This is a genomic window from Cupriavidus phytorum (assembly GCF_003254285.1).
GTDB classification, from domain to species: domain Bacteria; phylum Pseudomonadota; class Gammaproteobacteria; order Burkholderiales; family Burkholderiaceae; genus Cupriavidus; species Cupriavidus phytorum.
Genome location: NZ_QKZN01000003.1, coordinates 89,561 through 111,850, shown reverse-complemented (window position 1 = coordinate 111,850; position 22,290 = coordinate 89,561). Strand labels below are relative to the sequence as shown.

The 22,290-nt window shown below is 69.5% G+C and carries 20 protein-coding genes; 15 read left to right on the top strand and 5 right to left on the bottom strand.

The genetic code is table 11. The features are described 5' to 3' along the window. Window positions 1-26 precede the first annotated feature (26 nt). Complete coding sequence (locus tag C7416_RS08905; RefSeq protein ID WP_111518313.1) at window positions 27-605, bottom strand: YqaA family protein; 579 nt, start codon at window positions 603-605, stop codon at window positions 27-29. 319 nt (window positions 606-924) lie between these two features. Between C7416_RS08905 and C7416_RS08900 the strand changes: the two genes are divergently transcribed. The 8 genes from C7416_RS08900 to C7416_RS08865 all read left to right on the top strand — a co-directional run bounded on the left by C7416_RS08900 (window position 925) and on the right by C7416_RS08865 (window position 9,190). Then, entirely contained in the window at window positions 925-1,422 is a 498-nt protein-coding gene (locus C7416_RS08900; RefSeq protein ID WP_111518311.1) for a (2Fe-2S)-binding protein, read from the top strand. Between the two features lie 11 nt (window positions 1,423-1,433). After that, a complete protein-coding gene (locus C7416_RS08895) occupies window positions 1,434-3,815 on the top strand; it encodes a xanthine dehydrogenase family protein molybdopterin-binding subunit (protein WP_111518309.1) in 2,382 nt (793 codons plus the stop codon). A gap of 26 nt (window positions 3,816-3,841) precedes the next feature. Continuing rightward, window positions 3,842-4,642, top strand: coding sequence for an FAD binding domain-containing protein (locus C7416_RS08890; RefSeq protein ID WP_111518307.1), 801 nt, complete (start codon window positions 3,842-3,844; stop codon window positions 4,640-4,642). A gap of 190 nt (window positions 4,643-4,832) precedes the next feature. Continuing rightward, a complete protein-coding gene (locus C7416_RS08885) occupies window positions 4,833-5,729 on the top strand; it encodes an AAA family ATPase (RefSeq protein ID WP_111518305.1) in 897 nt (298 codons plus the stop codon). A 9-nt stretch (window positions 5,730-5,738) separates the two neighbouring features. Then, window positions 5,739-6,998 (top strand): vWA domain-containing protein, encoded by a 1,260-nt coding sequence (locus tag C7416_RS08880; RefSeq protein WP_111518303.1) that lies wholly within the window; start codon window positions 5,739-5,741, stop codon window positions 6,996-6,998. Further along, window positions 6,989-7,555, top strand: coding sequence for an SRPBCC family protein (locus C7416_RS08875; RefSeq protein ID WP_018008751.1), 567 nt, complete (start codon window positions 6,989-6,991; stop codon window positions 7,553-7,555). Before C7416_RS08880 ends, C7416_RS08875 begins: the two co-directional genes overlap by 10 nt. Beyond that, on the top strand, window positions 7,528-8,565 hold the full coding sequence (locus C7416_RS08870) for an XdhC family protein (RefSeq protein ID WP_111518301.1): 1,038 nt from the start codon (window positions 7,528-7,530) through the stop codon (window positions 8,563-8,565). Before C7416_RS08875 ends, C7416_RS08870 begins: the two co-directional genes overlap by 28 nt. Before the next feature lie 19 nt (window positions 8,566-8,584). Further along, window positions 8,585-9,190 (top strand): nucleotidyltransferase family protein, encoded by a 606-nt coding sequence (locus C7416_RS08865; RefSeq protein WP_111518299.1) that lies wholly within the window; start codon window positions 8,585-8,587, stop codon window positions 9,188-9,190. A gap of 210 nt (window positions 9,191-9,400) precedes the next feature. Here the strand turns inward: C7416_RS08865 and C7416_RS08860 are convergent, their stop codons facing one another. The 4 genes from C7416_RS08860 to otsB form a co-directional block, all read right to left on the bottom strand. Next, window positions 9,401-9,757: a 4a-hydroxytetrahydrobiopterin dehydratase gene (locus tag C7416_RS08860; protein ID WP_111518290.1), complete on the bottom strand. Its 357-nt coding sequence runs from the start codon at window positions 9,755-9,757 to the stop codon at window positions 9,401-9,403. Window positions 9,758-9,788: 31 nt separating this feature from the next. Continuing rightward, window positions 9,789-11,180: an alpha,alpha-trehalose-phosphate synthase (UDP-forming) gene (otsA, locus tag C7416_RS08855; RefSeq protein WP_018008747.1), complete on the bottom strand. Its 1,392-nt coding sequence runs from the start codon at window positions 11,178-11,180 to the stop codon at window positions 9,789-9,791. An 83-nt stretch (window positions 11,181-11,263) separates the two neighbouring features. Next, the gene (locus C7416_RS08850; RefSeq protein ID WP_111518288.1) at window positions 11,264-13,129 is read right to left on the bottom strand and encodes a glycoside hydrolase family 15 protein; all 1,866 of its coding nucleotides are present in this window, start codon (window positions 13,127-13,129) and stop codon (window positions 11,264-11,266) included. A 13-nt stretch (window positions 13,130-13,142) separates the two neighbouring features. Beyond that, window positions 13,143-13,949, bottom strand: coding sequence for a trehalose-phosphatase (gene otsB, locus C7416_RS08845; protein ID WP_111518286.1), 807 nt, complete (start codon window positions 13,947-13,949; stop codon window positions 13,143-13,145). A 302-nt stretch (window positions 13,950-14,251) separates the two neighbouring features. On the opposite strand from otsB, the gene ilvA reads away from it, so the two are divergent. The 7 genes from ilvA to C7416_RS08810 all read left to right on the top strand — a co-directional run bounded on the left by ilvA (window position 14,252) and on the right by C7416_RS08810 (window position 22,287). Further along, the gene (ilvA, locus tag C7416_RS08840) at window positions 14,252-15,790 is read left to right on the top strand and encodes a threonine ammonia-lyase, biosynthetic (protein WP_018008744.1); all 1,539 of its coding nucleotides are present in this window, start codon (window positions 14,252-14,254) and stop codon (window positions 15,788-15,790) included. A 29-nt stretch (window positions 15,791-15,819) separates the two neighbouring features. After that, a complete protein-coding gene (queF, locus tag C7416_RS08835) occupies window positions 15,820-16,653 on the top strand; it encodes an NADPH-dependent 7-cyano-7-deazaguanine reductase QueF (protein WP_111518284.1) in 834 nt (277 codons plus the stop codon). Between the two features lie 283 nt (window positions 16,654-16,936). Beyond that, window positions 16,937-17,674 (top strand): TetR/AcrR family transcriptional regulator, encoded by a 738-nt coding sequence (locus C7416_RS08830; RefSeq protein WP_111518282.1) that lies wholly within the window; start codon window positions 16,937-16,939, stop codon window positions 17,672-17,674. Continuing rightward, window positions 17,671-18,660: an HlyD family secretion protein gene (locus C7416_RS08825; RefSeq protein ID WP_111518280.1), complete on the top strand. Its 990-nt coding sequence runs from the start codon at window positions 17,671-17,673 to the stop codon at window positions 18,658-18,660. The genes C7416_RS08830 and C7416_RS08825 overlap by 4 nt, the downstream gene beginning before the upstream one ends. Then, window positions 18,657-19,628: an ABC transporter ATP-binding protein gene (locus tag C7416_RS08820; RefSeq protein ID WP_111518278.1), complete on the top strand. Its 972-nt coding sequence runs from the start codon at window positions 18,657-18,659 to the stop codon at window positions 19,626-19,628. Before C7416_RS08825 ends, C7416_RS08820 begins: the two co-directional genes overlap by 4 nt. Next, a complete protein-coding gene (locus tag C7416_RS08815; protein ID WP_111518276.1) occupies window positions 19,625-20,782 on the top strand; it encodes an ABC transporter permease in 1,158 nt (385 codons plus the stop codon). Before C7416_RS08820 ends, C7416_RS08815 begins: the two co-directional genes overlap by 4 nt. Window positions 20,783-20,793: 11 nt before the next feature. Then, window positions 20,794-22,287: an efflux transporter outer membrane subunit gene (locus C7416_RS08810; RefSeq protein ID WP_111519038.1), complete on the top strand. Its 1,494-nt coding sequence runs from the start codon at window positions 20,794-20,796 to the stop codon at window positions 22,285-22,287. The last annotated feature ends 3 nt before the right edge of the window (window positions 22,288-22,290 follow it).

Genomic DNA, 22,290 nt, shown 5'->3' with positions numbered 1-22,290 from the left:
CAAGACGGTCCCGAAGCCGCCCGGAATCAGAACCAGGCCTTCACGGTGTGCGCAATGTTCTGCCAGAAAGTGTCCGGAATCCACATCAGCCCGGCGGTCATGACCAGGTAGCGCAGGAACTTGCCGACTGCCATCCAGGCCAGGCTGGGCCAGAACGACAGCCGCAGCCAGCCCGCCAGAGTGCACAATGGATCACCGACACCGGGTAGCCACGACATCAGCAGCGTGGGCGGGCCCAGCCGGCGCATCCAGCGGAAGTAGCGCGCATCGAGCTTGGGCTTGGGAGGCTTGCGCGCGTGGGCGCGGTGCTCCAGGTGCTCGGCCTCGTGCTCGCGCGCGCGGCGCCGCTTGTGGTAGCGCACCAGTGCCAGCTTGGCCGCGTAGCCCAGCCACCAGTCGATCGCGCCGCCAACCGTGTTGCCGGCGGTGGCCACCAGGATCGCCGGCCAGAACATCTGCGGATTGAGCTTGACGTAGCCGAACACGGCGGGCTCGGAGCCGAGCGGCAGCAAGGTGGCCGACACCAAGCTGACCACGAAAATCGCGGGCAGGCCTACCTTGGGCAAGGCAATGGTTTCGAACAGCCAGTCGAAGAAGGCTTCCATGTAAGGGGACAGGGCCGGTGGCGCGGCTCATTCTAGCGGGCCGTGCCCCAAACGGGGCGCGGGCAAACCACATGGCACCTGTGCGGGATTTGTGATTAACTGTTAGAGCCTGTCGCGGCCAAACGTTCGCCGGCCGTGCCGATGCGCCGGCCGCAAGGTTCGCTGGCGCACCAACCGCAGTTGCAGCGGCAGCACCAATATCACGAATTAGCCGTCCTATAGCCGTCTTAAGCGGCAGTACCGCGTCGTGGCCAGTCCCGCGCTTTGCTTTGGGGATCTGGGTATTGGTCATGCGCGTCCACCCCACATGGAGACAAGCATGGCGATTCCGATCCGCCTGACGGTCAATGGCAAGCCCGTTGACGCGCAGGTAGAACCCAACACCCTCCTGGTCCAGTTCCTGCGCGAACAGCTGCGCCTGACCGGCACCCACGTCGGCTGCGACACCGCGCAGTGCGGCGCCTGCACGGTCCACCTGGACGGCCGCGCGGTCAAGTCGTGCAACCTGCTGGCGCTGCAGGCGGACGGCGCCACCGTGACCACCATCGAAGGACTCGCCCGCGACAAGGCTGGCAACGGCCTGCACCCGATGCAGGAAGCTTTCCGCGAATGCCACGGGCTGCAATGCGGCTTCTGCACGCCGGGCATGGTGATGAGCGCGACCGCACTGGTCCAGGAACATCCCGACGCCGACGCCGCCACCATCCGCAAGCACCTGGAAGGCAACCTGTGCCGCTGCACCGGCTACCACAACATCGTGCGTGCCGTGCAGCAGGGCCAGGCGGCCATGCAGGGCACGGCCGCGAGCGCTGAATAAGGGGAGACGCCATGAACGCACCCGACAACCAGCGCCTGGTGGGCGCCTCCGTCAAGCGCAAGGAAGACTACCGCTACCTGACCGGCAACGGCCAGTACACCGACGACATCGTGCTGCCGCAGCAGAGCTACGGGTACTTCCTGCGCTCGCCGCACGCGCACGCGCGCATCCGCGCCATCGACAAGAGCGCGGCGGAGGCCGCGCCCGGCGTGATCGCCGTGCTGACCGGCGCCGAGCTTGCCGCCGACAAGGTCGGCGGCCTGCCCTGCGGCTGGCTGATCCACAGCATCGACGGCACGCCGATGAAGGAACCGCCGCACCCGGTGATCGCCCACGACAAGGTGCGCCACGTCGGCGACCAGGTGGCCTTGGTGATCGCCGAGACCCTGCAGCAGGCGCGCGACGCCGCCGAGCAGATCGACGTCGACTACGAAGAGCTGCCGGCCGTGGTCGGCGCCGCCGATGCCGCATCGGCATCGACGCTGGTGCATGACGACGTGCCGGCCAACACCTGCTACACCTGGGGCCACGGCGACAAGGCCGCCACCGACGCCGCCTTCGCCACGGCCGCGCACGTGACCACGCTGGAGATCGTCAACAACCGGCTGATTCCCAACGCGATCGAGCCGCGCGCGGTCAACGCCAGCTATGCGCGCCAGGACGACAGCTACACCGTCTACGTGGCCAGCCAGAACCCGCATGTCGAGCGCCTGCTGATGGGCGCGTTCGTGCTGGGGCTCCCCGAATCGCGGCTGCGCATCATCGCGCCCGACGTCGGCGGCGGTTTCGGCTCCAAGATCTTCCTGTACCCGGAGGACGTGGCGCTGACGTGGGCCTCGAAGAAGGTCGGGCGGCCGGTCAAGTGGACCGCGGATCGTAGCGAATCCTTCCTGACCGACGCGCATGGCCGCGACCACGTGACCCGCGCCGAGCTGGCGCTCGACGCCGACGGCAAGTTCCTGGCGATGCGGGTGCATACCGTCGCCAACATGGGCGCCTACCTGTCGACCTTCGCCAGCAGCGTGCCGACCATCCTCTATGCAACGCTGCTGGCCGGCCAGTACGCCACCCCGGCGATCTATGCGGAGGTCAAGGCGGTGTTCACCAACACCGCGCCGGTCGATGCCTACCGTGGCGCAGGGCGGCCCGAAGCGACCTTCGTGGTCGAACGCCTGGTCGAAACCGCCGCGCGCGAGCTGAACATCGATCCGGCCGAGCTGCGTCGCAAGAACTTTATCCGCCAGTTCCCGTACGCGACCCCGGTGGGTCTGACGTACGACACCGGCGACTACGAGCCCTGCCTGGCGCGCGCGCAGGAGTTGGCCGAGGTCAAAGGCTTCCCGGCGCGGCGCGACGAGGCGAAGCAGCGCGGCAAGCTGCGCGGCCTCGGTTATTCCTGCTACATCGAAGCCTGCGGGCTGGCGCCATCCAACATCGCCGGCGCGCTCGGCGCGCGCGCGGGCCTGTTCGAGGTGGGCGAGATCCGCGTGCACCCGACCGGCACGGTGACGGTCTTCACCGGCTCGCACAGCCATGGACAGGGGCACGAAACCACCTTCGCGCAAGTGGTGGCGGACCGCCTCGGGCTGCAGCTCGACCAGGTCGAGATCGTGCACGGCGACACCGGGCGCGTGCCGTTCGGCATGGGCACCTACGGCTCGCGCTCGCTGGCGGTGGGCGGCTCCGCCATCGTCAAGGCGCTCGACAAGATCGAGGCCAAGGCCAAGAAGATCGCCGCGCACCTGCTGGAGGCGTCGGACAGCGACATCGAGTTCAGCAACGGCGTGTTCCGCGTGGCCGGCACCGACCGCACCAAGACCTTTGGCGAGGTCGCGCTGAGCGCCTACGTGCCGCACAACTACCCGCTCGACAAGCTCGAGCCGGGCCTGAACGAAAACGCGTTCTACGACCCGACCAACTTCACCTACCCGTCCGGCGCCTATGTGTGCGAGGTGGAGGTCGACCCCGACACCGGCGCGTCGGAGGTGGTCAAGTTCACCGCGGTCGACGACTTCGGCAACATCATCAACCCGATGATCGTCGAGGGCCAGGTGCACGGCGGCATCGGCCAGGGGCTGGGCCAGGCCATGCTGGAGCAATGCGTCTACGACAACGACAGCGGCCAGCTGCTGACCGGCTCGTACATGGACTACGCCATGCCGCGCGCCGGCGACCTGCCCGACTTCACCGTCGAGACCGCCAGCGGCACGCCGTGCACGCACAACCCGCTGGGCGTGAAGGGCTGCGGCGAGGCCGGCGCGATCGGCTCGCCGCCGGCATTCATCAACGCGCTGGTCGATGCGCTGTCGCCGCTGGGCGTGAAGGACGTGCAAATGCCCGCCACGCCGCACCGCGTGTGGCAGGCGATCCAGGCCGCGCAGCCCCAACCCTGAGCCCCCGCAGCGCAAAGGAAACCGACATGTACGCATTCAACTTTGAACGCGCCGCGGATGCCAAGGCGGCGGTGGCCAAACTCAAGGCCGAACCCGACGCCAAGTTCCTCGGCGGCGGCCAGAGCCTGCTGGCGGCGATGAAGCTGCGGCTGGCATCGCCATCGACGCTGGTCGACGTGGCGCGTATCCCCGGCATGGCCGAGATCCGCGTCGAAGGCAAGGAGATCGTGATCGGCGCCGCCGCGCGCCATGCCGACGTCGAAGCCAACGCCGAGGTGCGCCAGCGCATCCCGGCGCTGGCGACGCTGGCCGGCGGCATCGGCGACCGCCAGGTGCGCGCGATGGGCACCATCGGCGGCGCGCTGGCCAATGACGATCCCGCTGCGGACTACCCCGCCGGCGTGCTGGGACTGGGCGCGACCGTGGTCACCGACCGCCGCAGCATCGCGGCCGACGACTTCTTCAAGGGCCTCTATGAGACCGCGCTGGAAGCCGACGAGCTGATCACCGCGGTACGCTTCCCGATACCGGACCAGGCCGCCTACGCCAAGTTTGCCAACCCGGCGTCGCGTTTCGCGCTGGTCGGCGTGCTGGTGGCGCGCACCGGCAACGCGGTGCGCGTCGCGGTCACCGGCGCGGCGGACAGCGTGTTCCGTTGCCAGCCGCTGGAGCAGGCGCTGTCGGCAAACTTCACCGCGCAGGCGGCACGCGGGGTGAAGGTCGATGCGGGACGGCTGAACAGCGACCTGCATGGGTCGGCGGAGTACCGGGCGCATTTGATTCCGGTGCTGGCGGCGAGGGCGGTGGAGGTGGCGCTGAAGGGTTAGTGCTTCTCCACTGCCGCATGTTGTCTCCCCTCTCCCGCCAGGCGGGAGAGGGGGCGGGGGAGAGGGCCGGAGCTTGAATCAGGCGTTGTCGCGGGCGAACCTCCTGCCCTCTCCCCCGCCCCTCTCCCGCAAGCGGGAGAGGGGAGCAAACCGACGGCGCACGGGTTGCGTCAGCACACACGATCGCTTCATGCTCCCCACCTCCATCGACGACACCCTCGCCCAGCTCGCCCGCCAGCAATACTTCGCCGACCGCGAAACCGCCACGGTGCTCTACCTCGCGCTGCGCATGCAGCGCCCGTTGTTCCTCGAGGGCGAGCCCGGTGTCGGCAAGACCGCCTTGGCGCAGGCCATGGCCGGGGTGCTCGGCACGCGGCTGCTGCGGCTGCAGTGCTATGAGGGGCTCGATGCCGCCAGCGCGCTCTACGAATGGGACTATCCGCGCCAGATCATGGCGCTGCGCCTGGCCGAGGCGCGGGGCGAGCGGCCCGAGGCGCAATCGCTGTACCACGACGACTACCTGCTCAAGCGCCCGCTGCTCGAGGCGCTGCTGCCCGACCCCGCCGCGCCCGACGTGCCGCGCGTGCTGCTGATCGACGAGATCGACCGCGCCGACGAACCCTTTGAAGCGTTCCTGCTCGAAGTGCTGTCCGAATTCCAGGTGTCGATCCCGGAGATCGGCGTGATCCGCGCCGAGCGTCCGCCGCTGATCGTGATCACCTCCAACCGCACCCGCGAGGTGCATGACGCGCTCAAGCGCCGCTGCCTGTACCAGTGGGTCGGCTATCCGGAGCGCGAGCGCGAGCTGCAGATCGTCGCGGCGCGGGCGCCCGAGGCCGCGGCCGCGCTGCAGGCGCAGGCGATTGATTTCGTGCACCGGCTGCGCGGCATCGACCTGTTCAAGGCGCCCGGCATCGCCGAGGCCATCGACTGGTGCCGCGCGCTGGCCGCGCTGGGCACCACCGAGCTCGATCCGCAATCCGTTCGCGATACGCTGGGCGTGCTGCTCAAGTACCAGGACGACCTGGCGCGGGTCGACGGCCCCACCGTGGCGGAATTGCTGGCAGGCGCCACGCCGGGAGGCTGAGCCGTGCCGATGCTGCACGCCGGCGCGCGCAGCGGCGGTCCGCAGGCCGGACTGCCGGTGCTGGCGCGCAACGTCACCCACTTCATGCGGCTGCTGCGCGATGGCGGCTTTGCGCTGTCGCCGGCGCACGCGATCGATGCGCTCACCGCGCTGCGGCTGGTCGATGTCGGCCAGCGCGACGAGGTGCGCGCCGCGCTGGCGGCGCTGGTGCTGTCCGGCCCCGACCAGCGGCCGCTGTTCGATGCGGCCTTCGACCTGTTCTGGCGCGATCCCGACTGGGAAGGCAAGCTGCGCGCGCTGCTGCTGCCGCGCGTCGACGCGGGCGCGCCGCCGCCCAAGCGCAGCAACCGGCTGGCCGACGCGCTGGCCGCGCGCCAGCCGGAAATGCCATCACGCCCGGCGCAGGCCGAGGCGGAACGCATCCACGTGCCGCTGACCTTCTCCGACCAGGAACGCCTGGCGCAGCGCGATTTCGAGACCCTGAGCGCGCAGGAATGGCGCGCGCTGCAGCACCTGGTGCGCACCCGCCGCACCCATCTGGCGCTGCAGCGCACGCGCCGGCTGCGCGCCGCCACCTGCGGCACCCACGCCGACCTGCGCGCGAGTGCGCGCCTGGCGGTGCGCCAGCACGGCGAGTGGCTGCGCTGGAAATTCCGCAAGCATGCCGAGCGCAAGCCGCCGCTGGTGCTGCTGCTCGACATCTCCGGCTCGATGAGCCAGTACTCGCGCGCGGTGCTGTACTTCTGCCACGCGCTGATGCAGTCGCGCGAGCGGCTGGCAGTATTCCTGTTCGGCACGCGGCTGACCAATATCACCCGCTCGCTGCGCGAACGCGACCCGGACGAAGCCGTCGCGGTCATCACCGGCCAGGTGCGCGACTGGGCCGGCGGCACCCGCATCGGCGCCGCGCTGGCGAGCTTCAACCGCCACTGGGCGCGGCGCACGCTGTCCGGGCGCGCCACCGTGCTGCTGGTCACCGACGGCCTCGACCACGAGCAGATCGACCTACTCGGCGAGGAGATGGCGCGGCTGCGCCGCTTTGCCCACCGCATCGTCTGGCTCAACCCGCTGCTGCGCTACCCCGGCTTCACGCCGCAGGCGCGTGGCGTGCAGGCCATCCTGCCGCACGTCGACGCGCTGCGGCCGGCCCATAACCTGGACAGCCTGCTGGCGCTCGAGACGCTGCTGTCCGACCACGGCGGGCCGGCCCGGGCTGCCAGATCCGCCACTCCCGCCACGCCCAACAAGGAAGCCCCGCCATGGAAATGAACCAGAGCCAGCGCCTGCCGGTCCCGCAGCAGGTGGCATGGGAAGCGCTCAACGACACCGAGCTGCTCAAGCAATGCATCCCGGGATGTGAGAGTATCGAGCCCGACGGCGACCACGCCTACCTGCTGGCCATGACGGCCGCGGTGGGCCCGGTCAAGGCGCGCTTCAAGGGCCGCATGGCGCTGGAAGACATCCAGGCGCCCGACAGCTACACCATCCGTTTCGACGGCCAGGGTGGCGCGGCAGGCTTCGGCAAGGGCAGTGCCAGGGTCCGGCTGGAACCAGACGGCGATGAAACTGTCCTGACCTATACCGTCAACGCCCAGGTGGGGGGCAAGATCGCCCAGATCGGCTCGCGGCTGGTGGACGCCGCGGCACGCAAGATGGCTGACACCTTCTTTGCGCGCTTCACCGAGGCCGTCACCCCTGACGCCACAGACAGCACGCCAGCGGCCGAGGGCGCCCCCGCCGCAGCCGCCGGCGATAACTCCGATAACGAACCGACAGAACAAGCGAAGCGGAAACGATCATGGACAGCGTGGATCTCGAAGTCCTGAAGAACAGCGTGCAGTGGCAGCAGCAAGGCCATCGCGTGCTGCTGGTGACGGTAGTGCGGACCTGGGGCTCGTCGCCCCGGCCCGAGGGCGCGATGCTGGCGGTGCGCGACGACGGCCTGGTGGTGGGCTCGGTCTCGGGCGGCTGCATCGAGGACGACATCATCGACCGCGTGCGCCGGCAAGGCATCACCTCGGACCGGCCCGAAGCGATCAAGTACGGCATCAGCGCCGAGGAGGCGCACCGCTTTGGCCTGCCCTGCGGCGGCACCATCGAGCTGGTTGCGGAGCCGCTCAAGCCGGCCAGCGGCATTGCCGAACTGCTCGACGCCGTGGAAAACGGGCGCCTGGTCGCGCGCACGCTGGACATGGCCACGGGCATGGCCACGCTGGGGCCGGCCAATGCCACCGACGGGCTGGCGTTCGACGGCAAGACCCTGCTGACCATCCACGGCCCGCGCTACCGCATGCTGGTGATCGGCGCCGGGCAGCTGTCCAAGTACCTGTGCCAGATCGCTGTCGGCCTGGGCTTCCAGGTCACCGTGTGCGACCCGCGCGAGGAGTACACCGAGACCTGGGACATCCCCGGCGTCACCATGGTGCGCACCATGCCGGACGACACCGTCACCGACATGAAGCTGGACGAGCGCTGCGCGGTGATCGCGCTGACGCACGACCCCAAGCTGGACGACCTGGCGCTGATGGAGGCGCTGCGCACCCGCGCCTTCTATGTCGGCGCGCTGGGCTCGCGCCGCAACAACCAGGCGCGCCGTGAACGGCTCAAGGAATTCGACCTGACCGAGCTGCAGCTGGCACGGCTGCACGGCCCGGTCGGCATCTATATCGGCAGCCGCACGCCGCCGGAGATCGCGATCTCGATCCTGGCCGAGGTGATCGCGGCCAAGAACCACGTGTCGCTGCCCGACATCCTGCAGGTGGAAGGCGCCAAGGCCGCGCGCGAAATGGCTGCCAGCACCGGCAGCAGCTGCGACGTGGCGCCCGATCCTGCCTGACGACCCCGCGAGTGCCGCCATGACCGCCGCCCCCAACGCACCCCTGCTCCGCACCGACCTGCCCACCGGCATCCTGCTGGCGGCGGGCTTCGGCCGCCGCTTCGATGCCGCCGGCCAGCGCAACAAGCTGCTCGAGCTGCTGCCCGGGGGGCGCTCCGTGGCCTGGCGCAGCGCCCGCACGCTGGCCGCGGCGCTGCCGGAATCGATCGCCGTGATCCGCCCCGGCAACCCGGCGCTGGCGCAAGAACTGCGCCGCGGCGGCTGCCGCGTGCTTGAAGCGCCCGAGGCCGAAGCCGGCATGGGCGCGGCGCTGCGCGCCGCCGTGGCGGCAACGCCGGAAGCGCGCGGCTGGGTGGTGGCGCTGGCCGACATGCCGTGGCTGCCGATGGAGCTGATCCGCGCGGTGGCGCTGACCATCACCACCCCCGACACCATCGCCGCGCCGTGGCGCAACGGACAACGCGGCCATCCGGTGGGCTTTGGCGCAGCCTGGCGCGACGCCCTGCTGGCGCTGGACGGCGACGAAGGCGCGCGTGCGCTGCTGAAGGACAAGCCGGTGACGCGGATCCTGACCGAGGACGAGGGCGCGTTCCGGGATATCGATACGCCGGCGGATCTGCGCTGAGGCTGAGGCGCACGAGTCCCGCAGGTGTGCTCCCCTCTCCCGCGCGCGGGAGAGGGGCCGGGGGTGAGGGCAGGCGGTGGCATACCGACGCCTTTACTTCGTTGATGCTCCGGCCCTCACCCCGACCCTCTCCCGCAAGCGGGAGAGGGAGTACACAAGCGGGAGTTTGGAGCGCTCCAGGCAACGCTGCGAGGCGATCTGCAAGACGCCTCAGCCGCCCGCGTCCTGCCCCTCGGCCAGCTCGCTCGTCTTCACCGCCATGATGAAATCATTGCGGTGCAGGCCCTTGATCTTCTTGGTGCGCCACGACACCGTCGCATGTCCCCAGCCGAAGCTGACCTCGGGATGATGCCCCTGCGCCTCGGCCAGTTGGCCGACGCCGGTCACGAAGGCCAGCGCCTGCGCGAAATTGCCGAAGCTGAAACGCCGTTCGAGCCGTGTCGCGCCATCGGCCAGTTCCCAGCCCGGCGCCTGCTGCAACAGAGCCTCGGCCTCGTCAGGTGTCAGCGGCGGCACGCCGCCGCGGCAAGGCGTGCACGATTGCGCTGCCAGGTTTTCTTCGCTCATGGTCTTGCTCCCCGACCGCAGCGCGCCGTCGCTATGCGCCTTCGGTCTCGGTCAGTGCGCGCAGGTATTCACGGCTCCACCAGTGCACATCCTGCGCGCGGATGCGCTCCAGCAGTTTCTGGTGGCGCTGCTGGCGCTCGGCCAGCGGCATGTGCAGCGCCTGCTGGATCGCCTGCGCGGTGGCGCGCGTGTCGTAGGGATTGACCAGCAGCGCCTCGCGCAGCTGCTCGGCCGCGCCGGCAAAGCGCGACAGCACCAGCACGCCCGGATCCTCCGGGTCCTGCGCCGCGATGAATTCCTTCGCCACCAGGTTCATGCCGTCGCGCAGCGGCGTCACCAGCGCCACGCGGCTGGCGCGGCACAGCCCGGGCAGCCGCTTGCGCGCGGTGGTGCGGTGGATATAGCGCACCGGCATCCAGTCGAGTTCGCCGAATTCGCCGTTGATCGAGCCGCTCAGCTGCTCCATCTCGCGGCGCAGGTCGACGTAGGCATCGACCGATTCGCGCGAGGGCGCGGCGATCTGCACCAGCGTTGCGCTCGAGCGGTTCTCGGGATATTCGGCCAGCAGCCGGTAGAACGCCTTGAGCCGCTGCGGCAGGCCCTTGGAATAGTCGAGCCGGTCGATGCCCAGCAGCAGCCGGCGGCGCGCGTATTGCGCGCACATCATCTCGTAGGTTTCCTGCGCTTCCTCGCCGCGGCCCAGCTCCATGAACTCGTCGACGTCGATGCCGATCGGAAACGCCTGCGCCCGCACCGTGCGGTGGAAGGCGCGGTAGCGGTGCTCGCCCATCGGCTCGGCCTGCGCTTCGGCCTGCACGTAGCGCGAGAAATGCTCGACATCGGCATGGCTCTGGAAACCGAGCAGGTCGTAGGCAAAGAGCGCGCGCATCAGCCACTCGTGCTGCGGGATCGCGGCCAGGATCAGCGGCGGCGGCAGCGGCACGTGCAGGAAGAAGCCGATCTTCTGCCCGCAGCCGATCGCGCGCAGCTCGGACGCCAGCGGGATCAGGTGGTAGTCGTGGATCCAGATGATGTCGTCGGGCTGCAGCAGCGGCGCCAGCTTGCGCGCGAACAGCTGGTTCACGCGCCGGTAGCCGTTGAGGAAGTTGGAATCGAAATCCGCCAGGTCGAGCCGGTAGTGGAACACCGGCCACAGCACGCCGTTGCTGTAGCCCAGGTAGTAGGCGTCGTGGTCCTCGCGGCTCAGGTCGACGGTGGCCAGCGTGACATTGCCGGCCTGCTGCAGGTGCAGGTCGCCTTCGCCGGGGGTGCCACCCTGGGCGGTTTCCAGCGCCTTGCCGCTCCAGCCGAACCACAGGCCGCCGGTCTGCCGCAGGGCCTCGGACAGCGCGACGGCCAGGCCGCCCGCGGCGACGTTGCGTGGATCTGCGACCCGGTTGGATACCGCTACAAGTCTTGGCATAGATGTTTTTCTTCAGTTCCTTGTTCTTGGTGCCGGCACTGCCTGCCGTGCGCGGATGCCGCCCCCCACTCGTCCCTCGCCGCTCAGATCACCGTATCCCACGGCGCCGACAGCCGCATGGCGCCATTGATCAGGCCGACCATCGAATAGGTCTGCGGGAAATTGCCCCACATCTCGCCGGTCACCGGATGGGTATCCTCGGACAGCAGCCCGAGCGGATTGCGCGCCGCCAGCATGGCCTCGAAGATTTCGCGCGCCTGGTCGCGGCGGCCGATGCGCGCGAGCGCGTCGATGCGCCAGAAGGTGCAGATATTGAAGGCGGTCTCGGGCTTGCCGAAATCGTCCGGGGCCTCGTAGCGGCGCATGTAGGGGCCATCGCACAGCGAGGTCTCCAGCGCCTTGACGGTGGCGATGAAGCGCGGGTCGCGCGGGTCGATGAAATTGACCTCGGCCATCAGCAGCACGCTGGCGTCCAGTTCGCGCCCGCCGAAGCTTTCGGCGAAGGCCTGGCGCGACTCGCTCCACGACTCGGCCAGGATGCGTTCCTTCATGCGCCCGGCGTGGCCGTGCCAGTAGGCGGCGCGCTCGGGCAGCACCAGCTTCTCGGCCACCTTGGCGAGGCGGTCGCACGCAGCCCAGCTCATCAGCGCCGACGAGGTATGCACGCGCGCCCGCGTGCGCAGCTCCCACATGCCGGCGTCGGGCGTGCCGAACACCCGCACCGCCTGCTCGCCCACCGCTTCGAGGCGGCCGAACTCGGCCGGGCCGCCGCGATGCAGCAGCCGGTGGTCATGGAAAGCCTGCGCCGCGCCCAGCACCACGTTGCCATAGACGTCGTGCTGGAAGTGTTCCTGCGCCTGGTTGCCGACGCGCACCGGACCCATGCCGCGGTAGCCGGGCAGGTGGTCGAGCATGCTTTCGGGCAGCTCGCGCTCCAGGCCGATGCCGTACAGCGGCTGGATATGGCCGTCCTGCGACTGCATCACCACGTTGGAGAGCCAGCGCAGGTAGTCCTCCATGGTGCCGACCTCGGACAGGCTGTTGAGCGCGCGCACCACGAAGAAGGCATCGCGCAGCCAGCAGAAGCGGTAGTCCCAGTTGCGGCCGCTGCCCGGCGCTTCCGGAATGCTGGTGGTCATGGCCGCGACGATGGCGCCGGTCTCTTCGTACAGCGACATCTTCAGCGTGATGGCGGCGCGGATCACCGCGTCCTGCCATTCGCGCGGCACCGCCAGCCGGCGGCTCCACAGCCGCCAGTAGGCGGTGGTTTCCTGCTCGAAATCGCGCGCGGTCTCTTCCACGCCGTGCGCCAGGGTCTCGTCCGGGCCCAGGATGAAGTTATGCCCGCGCGTAACCAGGAACGGTGTGTGCGACAGCACGTAGGCGAGCGGCGCGTCGGTGGTCATGCGCAGGGTCATGTCGTCGCCGATGTAGCGCACGTGGCTGCTGCCGCGCGTAATCTGCGGCGCCTTGCGGCCCCATTCGAAGCGCGGTGCCACCACCACGCGCACGCGCGGCGCGCCGCGAACCGGGCGGATGCGGCGGATCAGCGTGGTCGGGCGGAAATAGCGCCCGAGACGGAAAAAGCGCGGGGCGAAGTCGGTGATCTCCAGGCAGTTGCCGTGGATGTCGGTCAGCCGCGTGCGCAGCACCGCGGTATTGGGCTCGTACCACTGCCGCGACGAATGGAAGTCCTCGATCTCGATCGAGAAATGGCCGGCGTTCTCGCTCGGGTCCAGCAGCGCATTGAACACCGGGTCGCCGTCGAAGCGCGGCAGGCAGGACCAGACGATGCGTCCGCGGCAATCGACCAGCGCCGAGATGGCGCAGTTGCCGATCATGCCAAGCGACAGCGACGGGTTGGCGAAGCGCGTGCCGCCGTCGACGGTTCGGTTCACGCCTTCGGTCGGCGGCTTGCCCAGCTCGGCCGGGCTGCTCGGGTTGGTCACGGCAGGTTCTCCGTTACGATGTCGTGGGGCGCCGGCCCCGGCCTGGCCCGGCTTCGTGTGGCACGGCGCGCGGTGCGCCCGCGCTTGCGGATGACGCCAGCGCATGCGCCGAGCGATGCAGCCAGCTGCGCAGCGCCGCCGGACCGGGCACGCTCACCGCGGCAACGGTCTCGCGCTGGCCCACCAGCACGCCCAGCCCGCCCAGCTTGCGCACCGCGGCGAAGCCGGGCTCGTCGGTCATGTCGTCGCCGGCAAAGAGCGGCACGCGCTCGGCAAACGGCGCGGCCTTCATGAAGGCCGCGATGGCATCGCCCTTGTCGACGCCGGCCGGCTTGATCTCGACCACCATCTTGCCGGGCAGCGCTTCCAGGCCGACGGCATGGCGCAATACGTCAGTGACCGCGGCATCGACGATGCCGGCGAGCTCCGGCGCCTGCCGGTAGTGGATGGCGACCGCGACCGACTTGCGCTCCAGCCGCAGCGCCGGATAGGCGCGCACCAGCGCTTCCAGGTGGGGAATCAGCGGTTCGAGGCCCGGGGCGTGGGTCTTGGATACCATGCCGCCGTCGGTGCGGAATTCGGCGCCGTGGATGCCGGCCGCGGGTAATTGCAGCGGCTGCAGGAAGTGGTCGAGTTCGATGATCGGCCGCCCGGAGATGACGGCCAGCGCGCCGTCCAGACGCTGGTACAGCGTGCGCAGCGTGCCGACCAGTTCTGGTTCGACCTGCACCAGTTCGGGCCGCGGGGCCAGGTCGGCCAGCGTGCCGTCGAAGTCGAGAAACAGGGCGGTATTGGGTTCGATTAGCGGTAGCTGTGGCATCGCGTGAAACCGTAACACGTCGTTTTGACCGGCGTCCACCGGGCGCCGTCCTACATGGCGCAAGCGCAACCTGGCGCCGATGCAAGTCCGGCGCCGGTCCGGCGGGCCGCCGTGCCATGCCCGAGTGAATGCCGATCCACTCCACCGGCAAGGCATGCGCGTCGCGGCACTGCCGCCAGGCGGCGGCTGCGTCGCCCCGCCCGGGTGCGCCAGGCCGGCATCCTTTATCATTGACGGTTTCCGCCAGAATTTCCCGGCTTTTTTGCGCGCCTGCAGGGCGCGCGCCGGCCAGCCCCGAGACCATGACCCGCCAGTCCGCCGCCCGACCCGATTATTTGAAGAAGATCCTGACCGCCAAGGTCTATGACGTGGCGCAGGAAACCGAACTGACCTATGCGCACCAGCTGTCGGCCCGCACCGGCAATTCGGTCTGGTTCAAGCGCGAGGACACCCAGCCGGTCTTCTCCTTCAAGCTGCGCGGCGCGTACAACAAGATGGCCTCGCTGTCGCCGGAAGAGCTCAAGCGCGGCGTGATCGCCGCGTCGGCCGGCAACCACGCGCAGGGCGTGGCGCTGGCCGCGGCCCGGCTGCAATGCAAGGCCATCATCGCCATGCCGGTGACCACGCCGCAGGTGAAGATCGACGCCGTGCGCGAGCGCGGCGGCCAGTGGGTCGAGATCGTGCTGCACGGCGAGTCCTACAGCGACGCCTACAACCACGCCGCGGTGCTGGAGAAGAAGCACAAGCTGACCTTCATCCACCCGTTCGACGACCCCGAGGTGATCGCCGGCCAGGGCACCATCGCCATGGAAATCCTGCGCCAGCACCCGGGCCCGATCCATGCCGTGTTCGTCGCCATCGGCGGCGGCGGGCTGATCTCCGGCGTCGCCGCGTACATCAAGGCGGTGCGCCCCGAGATCAAGGTCATCGGCGTGCAGACCGTCGATTCGGACGCGATGAAGCGCTCGGTCGATGCCGGCAAGCGCATCGAGCTGAAGGAAGTGGGCCTGTTCTCGGACGGCACCGCGGTCCGGCTGGTCGGCAAGGAGACCTTCCGCATCACGCGCGAACTGGTCGACGACATCATCCTGTGCGATACCGACGCAATCTGCGCGGGCGTGAAGGACGTGTTCCAGGACACCCGCAGCATCCTCGAGCCGGCCGGCGCGCTGGCGGTGGCGGGCCTGAAGGCGTACGCCGAGCGCGAGAAGCTCAAGGGCGAGCACCTGGTGGCGATTGCCTGCGGCGCCAACATGAATTTCGACCGCCTGCGCTTCGTCGCCGAACGCGCCGAGGTGGGCGAGGCCCGCGAAGGCGTGTTCGCCGTGACCATCCCGGAAGAGCGCGGCAGCTTCAAGCGCTTCTGCGAGCTGGTCGGCACGCGCAACGTGACCGAGTTCAACTACCGCATCGCCGACACCAGCATGGCGCATATCTTCGTCGGCGTGCAGATCGCCAGCCGCGCCGAGAACGACAAGATCGCCGCCAGCTTCCGCAAGCACGGCTTCGACACGCTCGACCTGTCCAACGACGAACTGGCCAAGCAGCATATCCGCTACATGGTGGGCGGCCGCTCGGCGCTGGCGCACGACGAGCTGCTGTACCGCTTCGAGTTCCCCGAGCGCCCGGGCGCGCTGATGAAATTCCTGTCGAGCATGAGCCCGAACTGGAACATCAGCCTGTTCCATTACCGCAACCAGGGGGCCGACACCTCCAACATCCTGGTCGGCATCCAGGTGCCGAAGAACGAGAAGCGCGCCTTCCGCGCCTTTCTTTCGACGCTGGGTTACGTACACTGGGACGAGACCGACAACCCGGTGTACAAGCTGTTCCTGTCCTGATTGCTGCCCTGAATTCCGCCGAGCGCCCCATGAGCCTCCCCGAACACTCGCCGCTGGGCAAGCCCTCGGCCTACAAGACCGAGTACGACGCCACCCTGCTGTTCCCGATCCCGCGCCAGCCCAAGCGCACCGAGATCGGCCTGCCCGAGGGCAGGCCGGTGCCGTTCTTCGGCGTCGACATCTGGAACGCGTACGAGCTGTCGTGGCTGAACCTGAAGGGCAAGCCGCAGGTGGCGCTGGCCACCTTCATCATCCCGTCGGATACGCCCAACATCATCGAGTCCAAGTCGTTCAAGCTCTACCTGAACTCGTTCAACCAGACCCGGATCGCGTCGCCTGAAGCACTGCAGCAGCTGCTGCACCACGACCTGTCCGAAGCCACCGGCGGCACCGTGCAGGTGCGGCTGGTGACCGAAGCGGACCTCGGCACGCAGAAGATGGGCGAGCTCGACGGCCTGCTGCTCGACCGCCTCGACATCGAGGTGGACCGCTACGAGCCCGCACCCGAACTGCTCAGCGCCGACCAGGAAGAAACGCCGGTGGAAGAAACGCTGGTGTCGCACCTGCTCAAGTCAAACTGCCTGGTGACCGGCCAGCCGGACTGGGGCAGCGTGCAGATCCGCTACGTCGGCGCGCCGATCAACCAGGAAGGCCTGCTCAAGTACCTGATCTCGTTCCGCAACCACAACGAGTTCCACGAGCAATGCGTCGAGCGCATCTTCATGGACGTGATGCGCCAGTGCAAGCCGGTCAAGCTGGCGGTGTATGCGCGCTACACGCGCCGTGGCGGGCTGGATATCAACCCGTTCCGCACCAACTTCAATACGGCGTGGCCGGATAACAAGAGGAATGCGCGGCAGTAGGCCGGCGTTTTCCGGTAGGTCTCGACCGTAGTTCTCCTCGTAGTTCGCGGCGGTAGCTCTTTACCGCGCCGGTTTGCTTCCCTCTCCCGCAAGCGGGAGAGGGGACCGTCCTGCGCCACGTGCAGCGGCAACGTTGCTTGCTGGCCCCGTTCAAGAAATCCCTGATACAGCACCCCTGACAACGCCGGCCATCCGTCAGCGCCCGAAGTTGTAACCGTCCTTGAATTAATTAACGAAAAAATTAATATGAGCTGAACATCCCAGTTCCCCCGAGCCAGCCGCCATGCCCCGCAAACCCGCCTCTCCCAAGCCCCCCAGGCGCAGCCCGGGCCGACCGGCGGCGGGCCAACCCGGGCAGCGCGAGCGCATTCTCGACGCGGCGACCGAGCTGTTTTCGCGGCAGGGCGTGGCCGGCACGCCGGTCAAGGCCATCGCGGCGCTGGCCGGCGTCACCCCGGCACTGGTGCACTACTACTTCAGCGACCGCGACCTGCTGCTCGATGCCGTGATCGAAGAGAAAGTGCAGCCGCTGGTGGCCCGCTTCTTTGCCGGCAGCGAGCACGGCGACGCGCCGCTGGCGATGCTGGTCGGCATCGCCACCCGGTTGATCCGCGCCGTCGCCGACGCCCCCTGGTTTCCGGGCCTGTGGATCCGCGAAGTGGCCAGTGACGACGGCGCGCTGCGCGAGCGCGTGCTCAAGCGCTTTGCGCTGGAACGTGCCGGCGCGCTGATGGCGCCGCTGGCGGCGGCGATTGCGCGCGGCCAACTCAATCCCGGGCTGCAACCGGCGCTGGTGGTGCCGTCGCTGATCGGGCTGACGCTGCTGCCGCTGGCCACCACGCATATCTGGCGCCGGCTGCCCGGCGCGGAAGCGGTCGATACCGACGCGCTGGTGCGCCATGTCACGGCGCTGCTGACGCATGGGCTGTCCGCGGCGCCGGCAACGGCGAACCCGAACACGCCCGCAGCCGCCGCCAGACGGAAGGGCCGCACGGCCCGGCATTCTCCGGAGTCCGCATGAACCACGCTGCTTCCATCCATCGTTCGCGCCTGCGCACGGCTCTGCGCGGCACTGCCTTGCTCGGAGGTGCGTTGCTTGCCGCTGCTTGCGGCAACGACCGCACCGATAGCTGGCAAGGCTACGTCGAAGGCGAATTCGTCAGCGTGGCCTCGCCCTTCGCCGGGCGCCTCGACGCGCTCTCGGTGCAGAGGGGCCAGCAGGTCGTCCAGGGCGCCGCGCTGTTCGCGCTGGAAGCCGACGACGAGCGCGCCGCGCGCCAGCAGGCCGAGGACCAGCTGCGCGCCGCCGAAGCCACGCTGCAGGACCTGAAGACCGGCAAGCGCCCGCTCGAAGTGGAGGTCAGCCGGGCCCAGCTCGCGCAGGCGCAGGCCCAGGCCCAGCGCAGCGCCGCGGCCTTGCGGCGCGACCAGCGCCAGTACGAGATCGGCGGCATCGCCCAGGCGCAGCTCGACGAATCGCGCGCGCAGGCCAGCAGCGACGCCGCGCGCGTGCGCGAACTGCAGCGCGATATCGACGTGGCGCGCCTGCCGGGCCGCGAGGCGCAGCAGGCGGCGCAGGCCGCGCAGGTGGCGGCCGCACGCGCCGCGCTGGCGCAGGCGCAGTGGAAACTGTCGCGCAAGACCGTGGCCGCGACGCAGGCCGGGCTGGTCTACGACGTGCCCTACCGCCTGGGCGAATGGGTGCCCGCAGGCAGCCCCGTGGTGCGCATGCTGCCGCCGGGCAACGTCAAGGTGCGCTTCTATGTGCCGGAAACCGTGGTCGGCGCGCTGCGCAACGGCCAGGCGCTGCAGGTGCGCTGCGACGGCTGTGCCGCGCCGGTGGCCGCCACCATCAGCTATGTCGCCAACGAGGCCGAGTACACGCCGCCGGTGATCTACAGCAACGAGACCCGGCGCAAGCTGGTGTTCCTGGTCGAGGCGCGCCCGTCGGCCGCCGATGCCCCCAGGCTGCGGCCGGGCCAGCCGGTCGAAGTGGTGCGGCAATGAACACGACCGCCAACCGCAACGGCAACAACCTCGGCCTTGCCATCGACGTGCGCGGCCTGAACAAGCACTTCGGCGACAAGCACGTCGTCAACGACCTCAGCATGCAGGTCGCGCGCGGCGAGATCTTCGGCTTCCTCGGCCCCAACGGCAGTGGCAAGACCACCTCGATCCGCATGATGTGCGGGCTGCTGACGCCCGACTCCGGCGCGGGCACCTGCCTGGGCTACGACATCCTGACCGAGTCCGACCAGATCAAGCGCCGCGTCGGCTATATGACGCAGAAGTTCTCGTACTGGGACGACCTGTCGATCCGCGAGAACCTGGACTTCGTCGCGCGCGTGTACGGCATGCCCAACCGGCGCGAGGCGGTCGAGCGCGCGCTCGAAGAGCTGGGGCTGGCGACGCGCTCGGCGCAGTTGGCCGGTGCGCTGTCGGGCGGCTGGAAGCAGCGCCTGGCGCTGGCGGCCTGCCTGCTGCACGAGCCCGAGCTGCTGCTGCTCGACGAGCCCACCGCCGGCGTCGATCCCAAGGCGCGGCGCGACTTCTGGGAGCAGCTGCACCAGCTGGCCGCGCGCGGCATCTCGGTGCTGGTCAGCACGCACTACATGGACGAGGCCGAGCGCTGCCACAAGCTGGCCTATATCGCCTACGGCAGGCTGCTGGCGCAGGGCACCGCCGATGAAGTGGTGGCGAGCCAGCGGCTGTCGACCTGGAGCGTGGAAGGCGACGATCTCGCGGCGCTGTCGGCGCAGCTGCAAGGCGCGCCCGGCGTGGAGCAGACCGTGGCGTTCGGCACCGCGCTGCACGTGACCGGGCGCGATGCGCAGGCGCTGGCCGACACCCTCGCGCGGCTGGCCGGCCCGGGCCGGCACATCGAACAGGCCCAGACCAGCCTGGAAGACGTGTTCATCCACATGATGAGCGGCGCCGAGGACAACATGGCGCGCAAGCAAAAGGACGCGTCATGACGCCGGCCAACGCTTCAACGTCGGCACGCTTCTCGCTGCAGCGCTGGTGGAGCATCGTGCTGAAGGAATTCCTGCAGCTGCGGCGCGACCGCGTCACCTTCGGCATGATCGTCGGCCTGCCGATCATGCAGCTGCTGCTGTTCGGCTTTGCCATCAACACCGATCCGCGCCAGCTGCCAACTGCGGTGATCGCGGCCGACCAGAGCGAGTTCACGCGCTCGTTCATCGCCAGCATGGAACAGTCGACCTACTTCCGCCTGGTCGGCACGCTGCCCGACGAGCGCGCCGGGCGCGAGGCGCTGATGAAGGGCGAGGTGCAGTTCGTGCTGACCATCCCGCCCGACTTCACGCGCCGGCTGCTGCGCGGCGAACGGCCGGCGCTGCTGGTCGAGGCCGATGCCACCGACCCGGGCGCCACCGGCCAGGCCATCGCGGCGCTGGCGCAACTGCCCTACCGCGTCGCCGCGCACGACCTGAAGGGGGCGCTGGCGCCGCTGGCCGGCGGCAAGCCGCCGTTCGAGGTGCAGGTGCAGCGGCTCTACAACCCCGAGGGCATCACCCAGTACAACATCATTCCCGGGCTGATGGGCGTGATCCTGTCGATGACCATGGTGATGATGACCGGCCTGGCGATGACGCGCGAGCGCGAGCGCGGCACCATGGAGAACCTGCTCGCCACGCCGGTGCGGCCGATCGAGGTGATGACCGGCAAGATCGTGCCGTACATCTTCATCGGCCTGATCCAGTCGACCATCGTGCTGCTGGCCGCGCGCTGGGTCTTCAGCGTGCCCTTTGTCGGTTCGGTGCTGGCGGTGTACCTGGCGGCGCTGCTGTTCATCGCGGCCAACCTGACCGTGGGCATCACGCTGTCGTCGCTGGCGCAGAACCAGCTGCAGGCGATGCAGCTGACCTTCTTCTACTTCCTGCCCAACATCCTGCTGTCCGGCTTCATGTTCCCGTTTGCCGGCATGCCGGGCTGGGCGCAGGCGATCGGCAACATCCTGCCGATGACCTACTTCCACCGCATGGTGCGCGGCATCCTGCTCAAGGGCAACGGCTGGTTCGAGCTGTGGCCCAATGTATGGCCGATGGCACTGTTTATCGTGGTGGTGATGGCAATCGCGGTGCGCTTCTACCGGCGCACGCTTGATTGAAGGAGCTGGCCATGCAACGTCTCACCTCCCTGTTCGCCGCCGCGCTGTTGTGCGGCTGCGCGGTCGGCCCCGATTTCCAGGTGCCCGCGCCGCCGGACGACGCCGGCTACGTGCCGGGTCCACAGCCGATGGCGACCGTTGCGGCGGACGGTGCCGACGCTGCGGGGCAGGCCCACGCGCAGACGTTGGCCGCGGGCGCCGATGTCCCGGCGCAGTGGTGGACGCTGTTCCGCAACCCCGCGCTGGACGCCACCATCCGTACCGCGCTCGCCGCCAGCCCGACGCTGGCGCAGGCCCGCGCGCGGTTGACGCAAGCCCAGGAGAACCTGGCCGCCCGCACCGGCGCGACGCGCTGGCCGGCCATCGACGCAAAGCTGGACACCGCGCGCCAGCAGGTCGATTTCCAGTCGATGGGCATCACCGCCATCCCCAGCCCCGGCCCGTTCACGCTGTACGGCGCGACGGTGCAGGTGTCCTATGCGCTGGACCTGTTCGGCGGCCAGCGGCGCGAGCTGGAAGGCCTGCTGGCCGCGGTCGACTACCAGCGCTACGAGCTCGAGGCCGCGCGCCTGGCGCTGGCCGCCAATGTCGCCACCGCCGCGATCCGCGAAGCTGGCCTGCGCGCGCAACTGGCCGACACCGCCGCGATGGTGGCGGCGCAGCAGCGCCAGCTCGGCATCACCGAGGCCCGCCTGCGCGCGGGCGGGGTCGCCCGCGTCGAGGTGCAGCGCCGGCGCGCCGAGCTGGCGCAAACCCAGGCGCTGGTGCCGGCGCTGCAGCGCCAGCTCGATGCCACCCGGCACCAGCTCGCGATCTACACCGGCCAGACCCCGGCCGCGGCCGCGCTGCCGGAATTCCACCTCGACGCGCTGCACCTGCCCGATACGCTGCCGCTGAGCCTGCCCGCCACGCTGGCGCGGCGCCGGCCCGATATCCGCGCGGCCGAGGCGCTGCTGCACCAGGCCTCGGCCAATATCGGCGTGGCCACCGCAAACCTCTATCCGCAGGTCACGCTGAGCGCCAGCGGCGGCACGCAGGCTACCGCGGCGCGCGACCTGTTCAGCAGCCTCAACGTGTGGAGCCTGGCCGCCGGCCTGGTGCAGCCGGTATTCCGCGGCGGCGAACTGCAGGCGCGCAAGCGCGCCGCGGAAGCCGCGTACGAACAATCGCTGGCCGCATACCGGCAAGCCGTGTTGCAGGGCCTGCAGAATGTCGCCGACGCGCTGCGCGCGCTCGAGGCCGACGCCGCCGCGCTGCGCGAACGCGCCGACAGCGCGCGCCAGGCGCGCGATACGCTGGCGGTGGTGTCGGAGCAGTACCGCCTCGGCGGCGTCAGCCAGCTGGCGCTGCTGGACGCCGAACGGCAGTCGCGCCAGGCCGCGCTGGATCTGGCGCAGGCGCGCGCGGACCGGCTGGCGGATTCGGCGGCGCTGCTGCAGGCGCTGGGGGGTGGGTGGTGGCAGGAGTCGCCGGATACGAACGCGGCGGCGCTGTCATCACGCTAGCAC